This window comes from Shewanella hanedai (assembly GCF_007197645.1).
In the GTDB taxonomy this organism is placed as follows: domain Bacteria; phylum Pseudomonadota; class Gammaproteobacteria; order Enterobacterales; family Shewanellaceae; genus Shewanella; species Shewanella hanedai.
Genome location: NZ_VKGK01000026.1, coordinates 1 through 15,320 on the forward strand (window position 1 = coordinate 1; position 15,320 = coordinate 15,320).

The window sequence follows — 15,320 nt, forward strand, 5'->3', positions numbered from 1 at the left end:
CACGGATAAGCCCTTGCCATTCGCTAGTAGTTAACGTTTAATAACAGCATGTTATTGAACGGTGACCTTCCTACAGAGGACTTTCACCTCATTAGTTCATGCCCATGCTGGGCGTACACAAATGCATCAACACGATTTGCTACATTCGGCGTTGTCAGTTTGCCTTTAGTTTCAGTGATTAAGGTTGTAAAATTCAGCTAAGTCTGCATCGTAGCAAACGTGTTATGCAGGCGTTATATTTCAAACAAGGTTCATCGCTAACTCATGAATATTGATCTACTACCGAAGGCAATAGAAAATTTCAGAAATCATTTGCTAAGTGGTTTCAATTCTATGAAGTCAGCTTATAAAACATACGTTGATGCAGCAAACTCACGCGAAAATGATTTTGCGGTTTCATTTGATGACTTTTTCCATGATTGGGCTCAGTCAAATTGGGAATTACTTGTCGAACGCACTGTATGCTCGCCCCAAGAAAGCCTCGTGGTTTATGGCCGTGGAAGCGACTACGAAGCAGATACCCATAGCCGTGTCTTCTTTCAAAAGTTAAAGCCAACGCATGAAGTAATATGCCGCGCTAAAGAGACGGCGATAGATTTCTTTACTGGGACTCGAGTAGATTTATCAAAATTTGATTTCGATGGTTTTGTTTCGATTGAGGGTGGTCTATATAGTATTGACTGTCCGCTTGACCATATTCTCTTCACCGAAAAAGATGGTACGGTTGATTATCAAATGGTAATTATACCGATTAATCAAATAGAATGGAGTGTGGAAGCAATTGAAATATAACAAGCAACTGAACTCAGATTCGGCTTACTGGTTAGTTGAGCGCTATATCCACCATGGAATTCTAGTAAATGCTTCTTTTTCTAAGTAAATGGATGGTTGCTTCTCTGGTCGTGCCTGTTCTCGTATTAGCGTTTCCAAAATTTGTAAGCTCCATGCAGATGGCTGTTTTGGCTTTTTGGCCTGGTTCAATAATGTTAATGTCTTTAGGCTCGGAACCGAGAACCTTGTCCGATGTGGTTTATGTTTGGGCTATGGCTGTTTGTAGCAATATCTTGCTTTATATTATTCTTGGGAGCACCGTGTATTATCTCAAGTCTAAGTTTTAAATGAGTCCGAGATATAATCGGGTAGCCGGAGGTATCTAACCTCCAGCCCCACACCACACTGAATGCGGCTCCGCAAACGACTAAATGGATTTAGGAGGTAGGGCAAAGCAGGACGCCAGAGCCGAGGGCGGTTCATTTAGAACGCCTAACTAAGCTTTCTGGTTAGCTTCTTGTTTCCAGAATGAACTGCAATCCATCTCTCAGTGAACATAAAACCGCTTTCTTAAGATAATCATTAGTAATGATTATCTTAATCGTAAATTTTAGAGCCTAAGCACTAACGAGTTTCTGTCCAAAAATAAGCTACAACAAAGACCTCAATCGAAGAGATAAACAATCAAGAGTGAATGCAGCTGTGACCTTCCGTGACATGGATGTCACGGCAGAGCCCACAGGGATTGTGCTTGCGGCGTGTCGCAGAAGTGTTTACACATTAAGCGAGCCGCAGGCTATAAATGAGATATGAAGTCGTGATTGATCATAAGCAACCAAACAGCAAACCCGTTCAATGAACCCAACCTAAAAGATGTTTGAAACTTGATATCAGGCAAGTCAGCAAGTTTCGTTTCGATATTATCCAGTGTGCCAAAACGATATAGCACGTCATCTTGGCTACCTTGAGAGATAGGGAACGGCGGTAAACTGGACAGCACAAACTCTCTATCAGAACCACCTTGATAGACTTCTATTGGCCCCCAAGGAGAGCCATCGGGTGCCCTTAATATGGTGTAGTGTGTTTCTCCAACTATCTTGACACAGAGGGCAGTCAAGAAGCCCCGATAAAGAAGCAACATTATCGGGGCTATCAATGTTCACAATACGCGCCTGAAAGTCATCTTCATCAGCAATGCCAACACACGACAAGCGCTCACAGTTAAAGCCATCAAGCTCTGTATCAAACAACATTCACAGACAATTGAACTCACAGTGGCTGAAGGTAAAGCGCTACTGGAAAGGAGTTGGCCTATTGCAGACTTCTAGTTTATTGGTCTTGACCTCTTGCTGCGTAAGAACACAACCGCAGCATCGAGAACACAGATCTACTGATAGGTGCAGATATAACATCTGCTGTTGCTGCTGTTGCTGTTGCTGTTGCTGTTGCTGTTGCTGTTGCTGTTGCTGTTGCTGTTGCTGTTGCTGTTGCTGTTGCTGTTGCTGTTCAGATAAGCTTGTAAGATTTTTATCGACAATAGAATCACTATTTTTGATGCGTTCAGAGCTAGATACTTCAGACACGCCATCACTAACTTGTAAATGAGCACTCTCATCTTTAGTCTCCTGATAAGCCCCCCAAAACAGAGAAAACATAGCAACTACACTGATAAATGCTTTCTTACTTAACTTACCGTCTTTGTTTTTAGCCAATACGCAACACCTCTCAGATAACTTGAAAGCCCCACACTCTAATCAATCTCTGCTTTTATGAGCAAAACGTTCCAGCGCAGATTTTGCAATCAGCCCCATATGAGGAGCTGCAAAATAGAAACCCAATACCAACATCATTGCCGCATTCATCTGCTCTGCATTTTCACCTATCACTTTCGCAGATCTTTCAAATCCCTCAGGATCGCCAACCCAAATAGAGATAATAGACAGCAGCGTCACAGTGAGATATTGGAATACCCATATACCCGCAATGACTAATGCAATAAAACGACGGGCCAAATTCTGCCCTTGTGTGGCGGCCATCCAACTAACCAACATACCTCGGGCTTCACTGCGTTCCTTCGCTGCATCAAGGCTTTTCTCTTCATCCGTGTAAACAAGAGCATCTAGTCCATTAGTAACACCATCCACCATGGCATTCACCGCATGACTCGATCCGAATAATCTTCCCCAAAAACCCATATATACTCCCTTTCAATGTATTTAAATCAGCACATCACTTTTACAATTAATCTGATCAGTGCAACCTATGGCTCAATAAAGAATAAGGTTGCCGATAAACAGCTCTTGTTGCGACAGATGCCTCCTCCCAAACTAAAGAAGATTGCTCATAAGATTGCAGACTAATAGCATCTGCAACCTCGTCACAATACTCGTTGCTCCAATCGCGGTTAATTAACTCAAGCACCTGACTGTCAACTTTGCCGCTACACGGCAAGGCAAACATCTCCTGTATTGCCAATATAACTTGAGCTACACCACCAGACACTTCTGTAATAAATAACTGTTCTGCCAACTTTTGATTATTTACTTCATCTCCTCTAACCAGTCTCCATATTTCCACCAAATATAATTCTTTAAAAATATAATCTAATGTTAACTCATCAAATCCACAGTTTTTCATTGCCTGCCAACATTTAAACTCCTTTAAAGAAATAGCGTTATTACACTCTACATTTGAATTAACAAGAATATTTTTCAATGCAACTGAATAACTTGCCATTATTCACCCCTGAAATATGCATAGCCACAACAGATAATAATAAAATATTTAACAATTAAGGCAGCAAATTAAAATCATCAAGCACTTGAGAAAAAACGAATTCAAGTTCATCAATATTACCTACAGCTGAAATCCTCTCCTTAGATGAAACAGAGAAACCAGCAAGCACTCCATAATATTGATACAAGGCAGTGACTTTCTCTTTAATATCCAAATATAGTTCATTAATTGTAATGCCTTTGGCATTAGCCTCATGAATAAGCAATAGATATTCAAGACTTCCCTCATCTATATTGCCATCTTCATTGTTATTAACCAGCTCTCGCTTAGCTGCATACTCTCTCTCCTTTCCTGGTAGAGATTCTTTATGCTCCATTTTCTTCTCATCAATCAGCCCCGAAATTAGATCTATATAATCATTCTTCCGACAACTAAATTGATAATTAGCTTGCTCATCACCGGAGGCTAATGATACAACACCGTCAGTCAATAAACAGAGGTCACCATCCAAATATCCCTCAGGTGTATCAAACCAAAGATATTCTTCCTCGTTATATTTATCAGCAGTTGTCTCAACACTAAAACCGTCTTCAAACCTTAAAAACATATCGCCTCCATATTCCTGTTATGATTATTCACCGTACATAATACTAACGAGTCTAATTTTTAAATTTGAACGACTGTTAACGTTCCAATTTATTTTAAACTTTCCATGACTATCAACAGGAATACACATCAACCCATAGCCATGCCAAGAGCCATATCTATTTCTCGACGCGGAAAAGCTCACATCATATTCATTGTTAATTTTACGGCCTAAGTTAATCGCCGCACCTTCGTTATACCATGAGGTCGAACTCACATTACATAATAGACATCTCACATTGGTGTCATTCAGGTTAAAGTCCACATCGAAGTTTCGGTTATAATAATTAAAATTAAACGTTTTCGTCTCAGGATTGCTCAGTAACTTCATTCCCGGATCAAACCACTCTGGTAAATTATGAGCACTGATATTGCCATTGATATCCAAATCACCGGTTATCACACTATTACCGTTTGCCTTAATTCCACCTCCAACCGTGAGTTTTCTATCGAGTTTAAGATCTCCTTGAGCATGAACGTCACCTGCAATCCATTGCGTACCATATACGGTTTGATTTCCAGATATTCGCTGATTATTTCCTACTTGATGATCGTACTTGCTAACCAAACGTCCTGTGACTATTGCCTCACCTGCCACATTTAAATTTTTATTAACTGCCAGTCCGCTTTGAAAGAAACCATCACCGACAACAGATTGATCTCCAGCAACACTCTGATTGCCTTGCACAGTTTGATTGCTGCCAATATGGCTATTACCAAATACCGACAGATCACCACGAATGCTAGCTTCACCAGCAAGGTTCAAGTCTTTTGAAAGTGTGAGTTGCCCTTTTACAAGACTATTACCATTCACTGTCTGGCTACCATAAACAGCCTGGTTTTTCTCAATAACTTGCCAACCCTTAATCCTTTGATTCACATCAATAGACTGACTACCGTGAACATTCACCGATCCACTCACACGTAAATGCCGATCAACACCAAGATCAGTGCTGATATCACAGCGTCCTTTAATACGCTGGTTTCTATTCACTGTTTGATGTCCAGCAACAACTTGATCAGAGCCAATGCTCTGACTTCCCTTAATACGACTGCTCCCATTAATGACGGCGTTGCCCTGAACCGATAAATCAGACTTAAGCGCTGCATTCATGTCCACAGTAAAAGAGCCAGCTACCACTAACGACTGCGAAAAGTGTCCAGGGCTTTCAATCATCAAACAGCCGCTGGAGTGTTGAGTACTAATCACACCAGCCACCTTGATTTGATCGCTGTCTTCATCGCCGAGTTCTACATCCCCGAGAAGGTGTTCAACATCCTTAGCGAACGTTTCACCTTCTACAATGAGATCACCGCCCACCCTGAGGTTTCCACCAATAATTTGATTTCCAGAAACGGTTTGACCACCACTGGCGGTAATATCTCCAGCCACACTGAGAGACTCGCCAACGACTAAATTAGCATCAGCGTTAATATCGCCAGTGACATGCTGTTGTCCCCCGATAGATTGCTGTCCCAAAACACTCTGATTACCACCAATATGGCTGTTACCAGTAATATTAGCGTTACACTGTACGACGAGATTATGGTCAACCAGCATCTCAGCTTTGGCATGAACATTCCCCTCGACAATTTGCTCCGAGGCAATGGTCTGATTGCCAGTAACGACTGAATCGCCTGCAATACTCTGGTTTCCCAACACACTACAATCACCTTCAACATCAAGGTGTTCACGGATCCCAACACTTTTATCAACCTGCACGTTGGATTTCGCCTGCAGATCCCCCTCTAGCGTCTGCATGCCCTTAGTCAGCTGATCGCCATTGATAATTTGGTCGCTCAAAATGTTTTGATTACCGACAACAATGCTATTGCCAACAACGTTAGCGTTACCACCAACATTCAAGTGACCATCCACGATCATGTTGGCTTCAGCCCTGTTATCACCAGAAATGGTTTGAGTGCCTACAATCTGTTGATTACCTGTAACTAATTGACTACCACCAATATTGGATTGACCCGCTACGGTGAGATCCTGCTCAAGAGTGAGGTTCCCAAGGCCCGTCATATCGCCACTCACAGCTTGAGTACCTGCAACCTCTTGGTTGCCACCAACAGTATGATTTCCAGCGACCGAACTCTCGCCATCAATAGCTTGGTTTGCAGCAACACTGTGATCACCACCGACATTCAAAGCACCTGCAATGGCCATATTTGCATTGGCTACGCAGTCTCCTGTTACCGTTTGACTGCCGCTGATGACAGCATTACCACCTACAACTTGATCACCCGTGACCGTTGAATTGCCGCCAACAGCACTATTTGCATCGACGGTCATATTTGCGTGGATAACACTGTCGCCCATCACTGTGTTTGACCCATCAATTTGCTGGCTACCACCGATAGTTATGTCACCAGTAACACTTGCCCCCTCTCCAACAAACAGTGCTTTATCAACCGTCAGTGACTGCTCAATTTTCCCTGGGCTAGTGATAACTAAGTCACCACTTGAATGCAGGCTACTAATCGTTCCACTCACCTTGATAAGATCGGTATCTTCATCGCCAAGTTCCACATCGCCCAGCAGATGTTCAACATCTTTTGCGAGAGTTTCCCCCTCAACAACCAAGTTGCCGCCAACACGTAAATTACCTCCAACATCTTGGCTACCATCAACAAGCAGGCTTCCTTGGACTCGGCCATTTCCCTTCAGTAAACTGTTGCCATCAACGGTCAAATGACGACCGACGTTAAGGTGGGCTCTGGCTTCACTATTGCCTTTAACAATCTGACTGCCTTCAGTCTCCTGATTACCAGCCACATATTGGTGACCGCCAACAGATTCGTTACCAGAAACCGTTAGGTTCCTGTCAACCCTCATATTGGCTTTGGTATGAATGTCACCATCAACCGTTTGGCGACCTGAGATCTGTTGTTCACCACCAACAGATTGATTACCCGTAATACTGTTGTTACCGCCAATATGTGAGCTGCCGTCTACGCTGGTATCGCCCTGAACACTGAAATCTTCGGCTACGTTCATATTGGCGTTAGCAAAACTGTCCCCCGCTACACTTTGGGTACCTGTAAGAGTGTGATTGCCTCCGACGTTAAGATGACCCGCTATTGTTTCACTGCCACCGACTGTCACATTCTGCTCTACCAATAAGTCAGCCTCCATTCTGCTATTACCGGAAACAGTTTGAGTACCTATCAGTGTTTGATTTCCAACTATAAATTGATGACCTGCAACCCTTTGATTGCCATCAATACGAGTATCACCAGAAATAATGGCTTGGCCGCCAACGGACAGATCCGAGGTAACAGCCATATTGGCTAAAGCCTTGCTATCACCTGTCACAGTCTGATTGCCACTAACTAAGTGATTGCCGTCAACCAGATGGTTACCTTCAACATGTTGATCGCCAGCAATCTGCGTGTCACCATCGACATTTATATTGCCCTGAACCAGTAGATTATTGCCAACTTGCATATCGGCATTAGCATAACTATTTCCCTCTACAGTTTGAGTGCCTGCAGTTTCCAAATTAACATCTATGGATTGGCTACCTTTGATGATTTGACTGCCATCAATGCGAGTATCGCCCTCAAATACGGCATTTTGTTTAACGGTGAGGTCTTTGGTAACCTCTAGATTGGATTGGGAAAACATGTCTCCTGAGACCGTTTGTTGCCCTCCAAGAATTTGATTACCCTCTATGCTGCTGTCACCAATGACACTCTGAGTCCCGCCAACATTAATATTGCCTGCTAAAACTAAATTGGCAGCGCCGGTAATGTCACCATCTACGGTTTGAGTACCTGAGGTCTGCTGATGACCAGACAGTGTTAGATTACCGCTAATATCAGCGTTTTCACCCACTAGAAAGGACTTATCAACTTTAAGCTGTTCTTTAAATTGGCCTGTGCTAGTGAAAACAAGGTTACCCGAAGTGTGGTTACTGCTTATCTGACCGGCAATCTTAATCTGATCGGAATCCTCATCTCCCAGCTCAACATCGCCTAACAGATGTTCAACATCCTTAGCTATGGTCTCACCTTCCACCACAAAGTTACCGCGAACGGTCAAGTTGCCACCCACTTCATGATCAGCTTCGCTAGTCACCTTGCCGCTGACTCGGGTTTCACCGCCAACAGTGACGTCACTATCAACATTCAGCTTCGCCTTTAGATGTGAATCCCCGGTGATCTCTTGAGTTCCTGCGACCGACTGATTACCGCTAACAGAGAGTGTGCCACCGATACTTTGCCCTCCGCCAACCTGAACATCTCCACCGACATTAAGGCCTTCATCTAAACGAACATCTGCTTTACCGTAGATTTCACCATCGACCTGTTGGCTACCTGTTACAGTCTGACTTCCTGAGACATCTTGGTTACCATCGATAGACTGATTGCCAGAGAACGTACTATCACCGCCAACTGAGAATGTACCACCAGCACTGAGATCGCCAACGATTGAGGAGTCGCCTTGAATCGCTTGATCACCAAAAATGATTTGGTTAGCACCAATATTTTGGTCTGCCGTAACAGACTGACTACCGCTGACTCCTGCATCCCCTGAAACATTCAAGTTAGCGCCAACAGTTAGATTGGCGTTGGCAGCTAAATCCCCATTAACCGTTTGTGAACCGCTAATATTCTGGCTGCCAGCAATGTTGTGATCACCGCTAACATCAACATCGCCTCCGACAGACAAATTATTATCAAGGGTAGTATTTGATTTTACATGGCTGTCGCCATTGATTATTTGATTCCCGGCTATCGATTGGTCACCTAATAGGGTTTGATTCCCTGTCACAGTTTGAGCACCGCCTATTGTGGCATCGGAGGTAACGGTTAATTTCTGCCCCACATTCACATCACCACTAACCTCAGCGTTACCCGCACTATATTGCGTACCAGCGACGTGCTGATCACCGCTGACCCTCTGCTCTCCTGCAACAAGTTGATCGCCAGCAATACTCTGATTTCCGGTAATACTCGCCGCACCGTCTACCATCAGCTGCCCACTCAAGCTCATATTGGCTGCACTGGCATCACCAGTTACAACTGTATTGCCATCAATCTGTTGATCACCAGCAATACTCTGATCACCAGCGACAGTGATATCACCAGACAGCGCGCTATTACCAGTGACACTAACATCGCCACCAACGTCAAGGTTTTCGGCAATACCAACAGATTTATCTATCGTGACAGCTTGCTGAAAATGCCCAGGGCTAACAAACGCTAGCTGGCCGGATGAATGAGTGCTGCGTATTTCACCCGCAATCTCAACTTTATCGGTATCCTCGTCACCCAGCACCACGTCGCCCAGCATATGATCGACGTCTCGGGCAATGGTTTCGCCGTCAACTATCAGATCACCATGAATACGAATATCACCGCCCACATTGGTGTCACCACTGATAGAGAGCTTGTCATTAATCACGACGCCTTCTCGGCTGACAGGACCAATGACAGGCGAATTGAGACGCACCCAATCGCTGTTGTCTTCACCCAATTCAAGAGAGCCAGTAAAAATGGCATCGGTTCCTTGAAGATCCCCTTCAACAGCCAGCGTATCCGTTACTTTAAGCGCTGCGGTATTAAAATCCTCCTCTTCACTGCCGTTCAGTTCGGCTTTCAACGCCAAACCAGCGACTAAATCGGCGTAAAGGTTATCAGCCAATTGTTGGATATCATCGGTTTGATACCGATAAGTTTGCAGGCGGTAGGTGATATTTTCCGGCATAGTTTCACCGGACAGAGCATTGCGTTTTTTAGTCATAATAGTTCCAATATTCAGTTGCCTGTAGCAATTCCAACAATCAAGGTAATATCTGTATCCTGGTTCACTTCACTCTCTGCAGCCGGGAATTGTTCTAGTACTACGCCACTCTCTCCCAGCTCGTCTGTTGCACGATGAACAATGCGATAGCCCAGCTGCTTTTCATCCAGCAAGGACCCCGCATAATGCTCAGTAGAACCCAACAGGTAAGGCATAACAGTATTCGTTGTTGGCTCGAGATAGGCAGGTGAAAAGTTAAAACTCAGATTGGTATAGTGCCCAGGATCGAGAGAGGTTAAGCGGTCTGGATACGGCACAATGATTTTTGAAGATTCAGTGCTCAAGATAACCTTGGCGTCAATACCGATATTAGTGAGTTGATATTGAGAGGACTCAACCTGTGACAACTGGCCGACCAGATTATTAAGAAAAACGTCGGCATCAAACGCCAACCCCAAATCTGCCACCACCTCTCCGGGGCCATCACCTCCAGGTTCAGGCAGATCATCATACAAATCAGCTCTTGTTCTTAATTGACGTAATCGTTCCGCCGGAGAGGCTTGGATGACCAAAGAGTCTTCACGCCATCGACCACCGGTTATCACTGCTAATGAGCCCCCATGACTCGGAGTCTCAACCTGATTACCTGTTTGCTGAGCCAAGGGCCAATACAAACGCAGAGGATATTCATCCCCCTCTTGGCGATTCAAAAAGTTATTAATGATCTCATCACTTGTTCGGCACGTCGCCCAAACTCTGATATCTGCGAAATAACTTCCAGGATGGCTGTGACTGTTATCAATTGCCCCACCCAACTTAATCATTCCACCAGCGGGAATAATATTTTCACTGTGAAGTGTCCGCTCTCCGCCCTTCAAGACACCATTTTGATAAACAAGTAATTTACCATCGCGCTTATTCCAACAAACCGCAATATGTTGCCAAGCTCCATTAACGAGATTAATCTCGGTATCTGCAGATACGCCTGCAATCTCAATGGTCAGGCTTTGGGGATTTGATATTTTGACACCCGATGTACCATCATTTCCCGAGTAATCCACAAGATAGCTGCCCGGTAAACCATGAAAAGAGCGATACCAAAATTCGAAGGTAAATCGATAAACTGGAAAATCATCTGTCCATACTGCAGAGACTGATTCATCGGCTTGATCTAAAAATAACACTTGGGATTTTTGTTCAAGAAAAGGCCTGACTTTTTCTATCCAGCTAACCAACACTCCTTGAAATTCACGGCCGAGGATTCGGTCCTTAATTTGTTGCACTTGATTAAGTGGTAGCCAAGATGCTAAATCCGGCTCTATGCCATTGAGCGTCAATTTCCTACGGGCTTTAATTAACGCAGCAGGCCACGCTCGACTCCAACGTCTAAGCTCTGCAATGTTGCCTTCTAAACCTCCCCCCAGAGACACATCGCCGAAGTTATCTTGCCAGAGATTTATCCTCGTCTCTGCAACGGTTTTACCATCGATCAGTAATCTTATCTGGCTTTGTTCATCAAGCTGTTCAACTGTAAAAGAGAAGTGAATCCAGCGATTAAATGGGTTGGTAATATCTGCGGTTAACACTGATGAACCGATAGCAAGCTGACAGAAATATCGGCCTTCATCGTTTTCTAAAGTGAGCTGATAATGAGTATTGCCCACCCCTTGCTTGTGAACCAAATTAGCCTGTGCATCCATGGCATTGATATAAGCCCAAAGCTCCAGGGTTAATTCGCCACTCTGTGTTGTCTGCGGGTCATCCGCCATGGGGATATAACTGTTCTTCCCCAGCTTAAGCGCAATGCCCGGCACCAAGTCTGTCATAGTAATTTCCAAATCGAAAAGTCTGATGAGATAAGTCATGTCAAACTGCACTCAAGACTGATTGCAGCGGCAAGAAAATAGAAAATTTAGCTCGTGGTAAATAGGTAGCTGTAGCTCACCCCACTAAACAAAAGCTCCAGCGGCAGCTTGATACCAGCTTGATCGCCGCTGGCTACATCCACAACAATGGCAAACAGCCCCTGAGGATCTGTCTTTACTATTGGAATGTTAATTCGTGTCGTCAGTAATAAGGGCTGATTATTTAATTGCCAGGCCAGCTCACGATTAAGATTGGCCTCAACTTGATGTTCAGCACCGACACCGCTGACGTTAAAAGAGATAGATAGCGCCCCATTCTCAAAGTGATGAGACACCAACTCAGGAATAATGGCTGGCGCTGTCGACGTTGGACAAGCGGTAAACTTACTGCTGATGCGGCTTACTGGCCCAGCGTGTTCCCCTGGCGTTACCGCTGCAACTCTGAGTCTGGGGATCTGATTTCGGCCGCCTCGAATCGCAGTCAATGCCAGTTTAAGATCAGTACCAAACTCAGGCATCTGATAAGCGATTTTCTGCTGTTCGATATATCGACGAGTTTTGTTCGCTTCTTTGGCCATGGCACTAAAAAGCTCACTTAACCCAACCGCAAAATGATTTGCCATAAAAGGTTTCCTTTATTGATTAGCGGTATCGATAAGCTGCTGCAAATCGGCTTGAGTATAGGCTTCTAATATCTCAGCGCTTAAGGCTTCCAACGCTGCAATGTAGAGGCTCCAACGATCTGGGTTAACACGTATAATGCCAGCTTGAGCAAACATCTCCTGGGTCAAAGAGGAAAACTGACTCAGTTGCATCAATGCCAGAATTTGGCCAAAAGCATTAGATTGAGTGACCACCACCTGTAATCCATCCACATGATTAAGGCTCGACAAAGCTGATAAACGGCTGCGGTAATGACTCAAGTTCCTATCCACAGCGCCCTGTACTCCAGTGGCGTACAGCTCTTTTATCGTCATAGGTCGGGTGTCATTTGCCAACACATAGTCACGAATGACGACAAAGGCGTTCACGCGCAAAACAACTTGTTGTAAGGAGGGAATATTGGGTAACTCATCCGGATGCAAAGCAATCAATGCAGCCCGATAATCCGGTAAATTAGCTTCGAGTAGATCATTAATTCCAGTTTGCTCTAGTTCATATAGATTCATAGCAGCGGCATTCTGGGCAATGACATAATCTCGAATATGGTTAAAGGCTTTTTGGGTTAATTCAAGCATCATCTGTCCAACTCTTTTTTCAAAGACGTTGGGAACACTTGTCGGGATCAATTTGGCCGTGATCTGGCTAGCACCTTCGGCATCAAAACCAAAGCCACAGAGATTACGCTCATTCAATAAACTGCCATAAACCCCCAGTTCTGCTCCGTTGCGCTCTAGGTGCATTGCCATCTTGAGTTTGACCTCAGTTTCCCCAAGCTGGTAAAACTCAGGAACGAAGCCCAGCTCCAACAACGAATATTTACTGGTACCGAAACGCACCTGATCTTCCGGACTGGCGCCTGCCAGCCTGCCAGCAATGGCAATAGATTGTTGGTTAAGCTGTTCCTGAGTATTGAGAATACTGGTGGTAACGGCCTCAAGGATATTATCCAAGGGCGCTTTAATAATATGCTCACTGAGCATGGGTGTTGGCATAAAAACCTCCGAGCGACAAAAATGAAGAGGCAAGCATTTGCCTAAATTTTAGATCTGGTAGGGTTGGCTCTTCTCACTGTTCCATTCAACATTCAAAGCAAACGGCATCCAGGGAAAACATAAATGGGTTAGTGGACTAATCTGTGACGACAAGAGAAGATCTCGTCCTTCCGGTTCGATACGCAGCAACCAGGCATTATCCTTTACACTCAACAAACCATGTCGCTGCAGAAAACTATCGCGAAATGTGGCAATGTCCATATCAGCCAGTTTATCCAGCGCACTGATGACTTGTCTTACGGTGTTATCTGCTTGGACTTTAACTTCTTGAGGTAAACGACAGTCCCCCCAAACGGGCTCGCTGCACTGTAATCCACACAACAGCTTATTCAGATTCAAGCGTGATTCCGGCACCAGCCATTGCGCGTCATCTGCTGTTATATCGGTATTATTAATGGCATCTATCTCAGTACTAGTGTCGTTAAAAATAGACTCATCCTCTGTCTCCCCCCAAACCATGTAATCCAGTAGATGTACGGCCTGCTGCTGGCAAGCTGCTGATACAAATCCATCACCCACAATCCAATTAAGCTTGCTAAACAGTTCAGGCAGCGAGCCAAATAGCAAAAAGAGTCCAGCATTAGAGATCATCAGCACTTCACAAAGGTTTTCAGGGAATGCATCTATTGGCAGAATTTCGGGGCTAGCATTAAGCGTTGTGTGTTCAGAAGCCTTAATACTTGCGGCCACGGGACTTGAAACAACAGACTTATCCTGCTCTTCAAGCAAGTCGATGAGCTCTTCAAAACCTGAGTTGGCAAACACTTCACTCTCACTTGCTAGCGTTAAAATCTGCCCTCGCCAATTCAAAAAATCAGGTTGTTGCCGCCACTGTTCCAGTACCCCTTGAAAACTAGTCCTTGGGCTAGGTTGCAGGTTTAGCCAGTGAAAAAATTGCTGCCAGGACTGCTCGATAAAAGGCGATACGGACACGATGGTATTAGACCCGTTACTGCGATTACCTAGCTGTTGATGACACACGTTAATGAACCGCAACATCTGCATGTTATGTTCGGTAGTTGATAAAATATCGATAAGCTTTGCTTGTCGAAACGCATCGAACTGCCAGGCAATACGGGACAGCACCTCAGGATAAGATTGCATCAACTGCAACAGCTCATCGGCATCTTCAGCCGTTAGCTGTCTCATCAAACGATTAACCTCATCGCCGCTATCATCTTGGCTCCACCAGGGAAGTTGACCGGTACGTAAAAACAGCAGCAAAGCTTCACCGTCACTAATATTATTCTCAGAGTCGGCCGTACCCGTCCCATAGGGTTCCGACTCAGTGATACGAGTCAACGATTTGGTTTGCCAATCATCATCCTGCTGCAACGACTCTTCATACCAAGCTTGCTCCATCAACTCTTGATCAAATTCATCGTCACTGTCTCGATGGCTTTCCCAATCATCAATACCGGATTGCTCATGTTGCTCGTTCTCCCAACCATTAGCAGGTGACCGCCTCCCCCCATCCCTAGTATTAGTGGGCCTTTCGACATTAGCGGGAGAGATACTTGCTAGCCCCATCTGTTTAGACTGACGTAAAGCTGTTTCCAGTTTATCAGGCAACTCCCTCAACAATTTGTCTCTGTCTAAGTAATCCTTAAACTGACCTAAATCCAGCTCAAGCTTATCGATTCTGACGATTTCATCATCACTTGAAAGCGCTGAAAATTGCTTATCCAATAACGTCTTAACCTGATTTCGGCACAGATCACTGAATTGATTTTGTAGCTCATGGGCAAAGGCTTTGTCGTTGGTTTCTATCACCACTTTCAGTCGCTGAATTTTATGTTTTGCAGGCGGCTGTTCACCGCGACGGAAACTCAT

General features: G+C 44.6%; 11 protein-coding genes. 1 reads left to right on the forward strand and 10 read right to left on the reverse strand.

The window, feature by feature from the left end; translation table 11 throughout:
- Window positions 1-264: 264 nt before the first annotated feature.
- Window positions 265-792, forward strand: a complete 528-nt coding sequence (locus tag FN961_RS18470; RefSeq protein WP_144041655.1) for a hypothetical protein — start codon at window positions 265-267, stop codon at window positions 790-792.
- Window positions 793-1,567: 775 nt separating this feature from the next.
- On the opposite strand, the gene FN961_RS18475 is transcribed toward FN961_RS18470, so the two are convergent.
- The 10 genes from FN961_RS18475 to FN961_RS18520 all read right to left on the reverse strand — a co-directional run bounded on the left by FN961_RS18475 (window position 1,568) and on the right by FN961_RS18520 (window position 15,320).
- On the reverse strand, window positions 1,568-1,888 hold the full coding sequence (locus FN961_RS18475; protein WP_144041656.1) for a hypothetical protein: 321 nt from the start codon (window positions 1,886-1,888) through the stop codon (window positions 1,568-1,570).
- Window positions 1,889-2,063: 175 nt separating this feature from the next.
- On the reverse strand, window positions 2,064-2,483 hold the full coding sequence (locus FN961_RS18480; RefSeq protein ID WP_144041657.1) for a hypothetical protein: 420 nt from the start codon (window positions 2,481-2,483) through the stop codon (window positions 2,064-2,066).
- Between the two features lie 42 nt (window positions 2,484-2,525).
- On the reverse strand, window positions 2,526-2,966 hold the full coding sequence (locus FN961_RS18485) for a hypothetical protein (RefSeq protein ID WP_144041658.1): 441 nt from the start codon (window positions 2,964-2,966) through the stop codon (window positions 2,526-2,528).
- Between the two features lie 55 nt (window positions 2,967-3,021).
- A complete protein-coding gene (locus FN961_RS18490; RefSeq protein ID WP_144041659.1) occupies window positions 3,022-3,507 on the reverse strand; it encodes a hypothetical protein in 486 nt (161 codons plus the stop codon).
- A gap of 55 nt (window positions 3,508-3,562) precedes the next feature.
- Complete coding sequence (locus tag FN961_RS18495) at window positions 3,563-4,114, reverse strand: hypothetical protein (protein ID WP_144041660.1); 552 nt, start codon at window positions 4,112-4,114, stop codon at window positions 3,563-3,565.
- Window positions 4,115-4,138: 24 nt separating this feature from the next.
- On the reverse strand, window positions 4,139-9,907 hold the full coding sequence (locus FN961_RS18500) for a beta strand repeat-containing protein (protein ID WP_144041661.1): 5,769 nt from the start codon (window positions 9,905-9,907) through the stop codon (window positions 4,139-4,141).
- 14 nt (window positions 9,908-9,921) lie between these two features.
- Window positions 9,922-11,733 carry a LamG-like jellyroll fold domain-containing protein gene (locus FN961_RS18505; RefSeq protein ID WP_185972832.1) on the reverse strand — a complete coding sequence of 604 codons (1,812 nt, stop codon included), beginning with the start codon at window positions 11,731-11,733 and terminating at the stop codon, window positions 9,922-9,924.
- A gap of 86 nt (window positions 11,734-11,819) precedes the next feature.
- Window positions 11,820-12,395 carry a hypothetical protein gene (locus tag FN961_RS18510; RefSeq protein ID WP_144041663.1) on the reverse strand — a complete coding sequence of 192 codons (576 nt, stop codon included), beginning with the start codon at window positions 12,393-12,395 and terminating at the stop codon, window positions 11,820-11,822.
- A gap of 12 nt (window positions 12,396-12,407) precedes the next feature.
- Complete coding sequence (locus FN961_RS18515) at window positions 12,408-13,427, reverse strand: hypothetical protein (protein WP_144041664.1); 1,020 nt, start codon at window positions 13,425-13,427, stop codon at window positions 12,408-12,410.
- 48 nt (window positions 13,428-13,475) lie between these two features.
- On the reverse strand, window positions 13,476-15,320 hold the full coding sequence (locus FN961_RS18520; RefSeq protein ID WP_144041665.1) for a contractile injection system tape measure protein: 1,845 nt from the start codon (window positions 15,318-15,320) through the stop codon (window positions 13,476-13,478).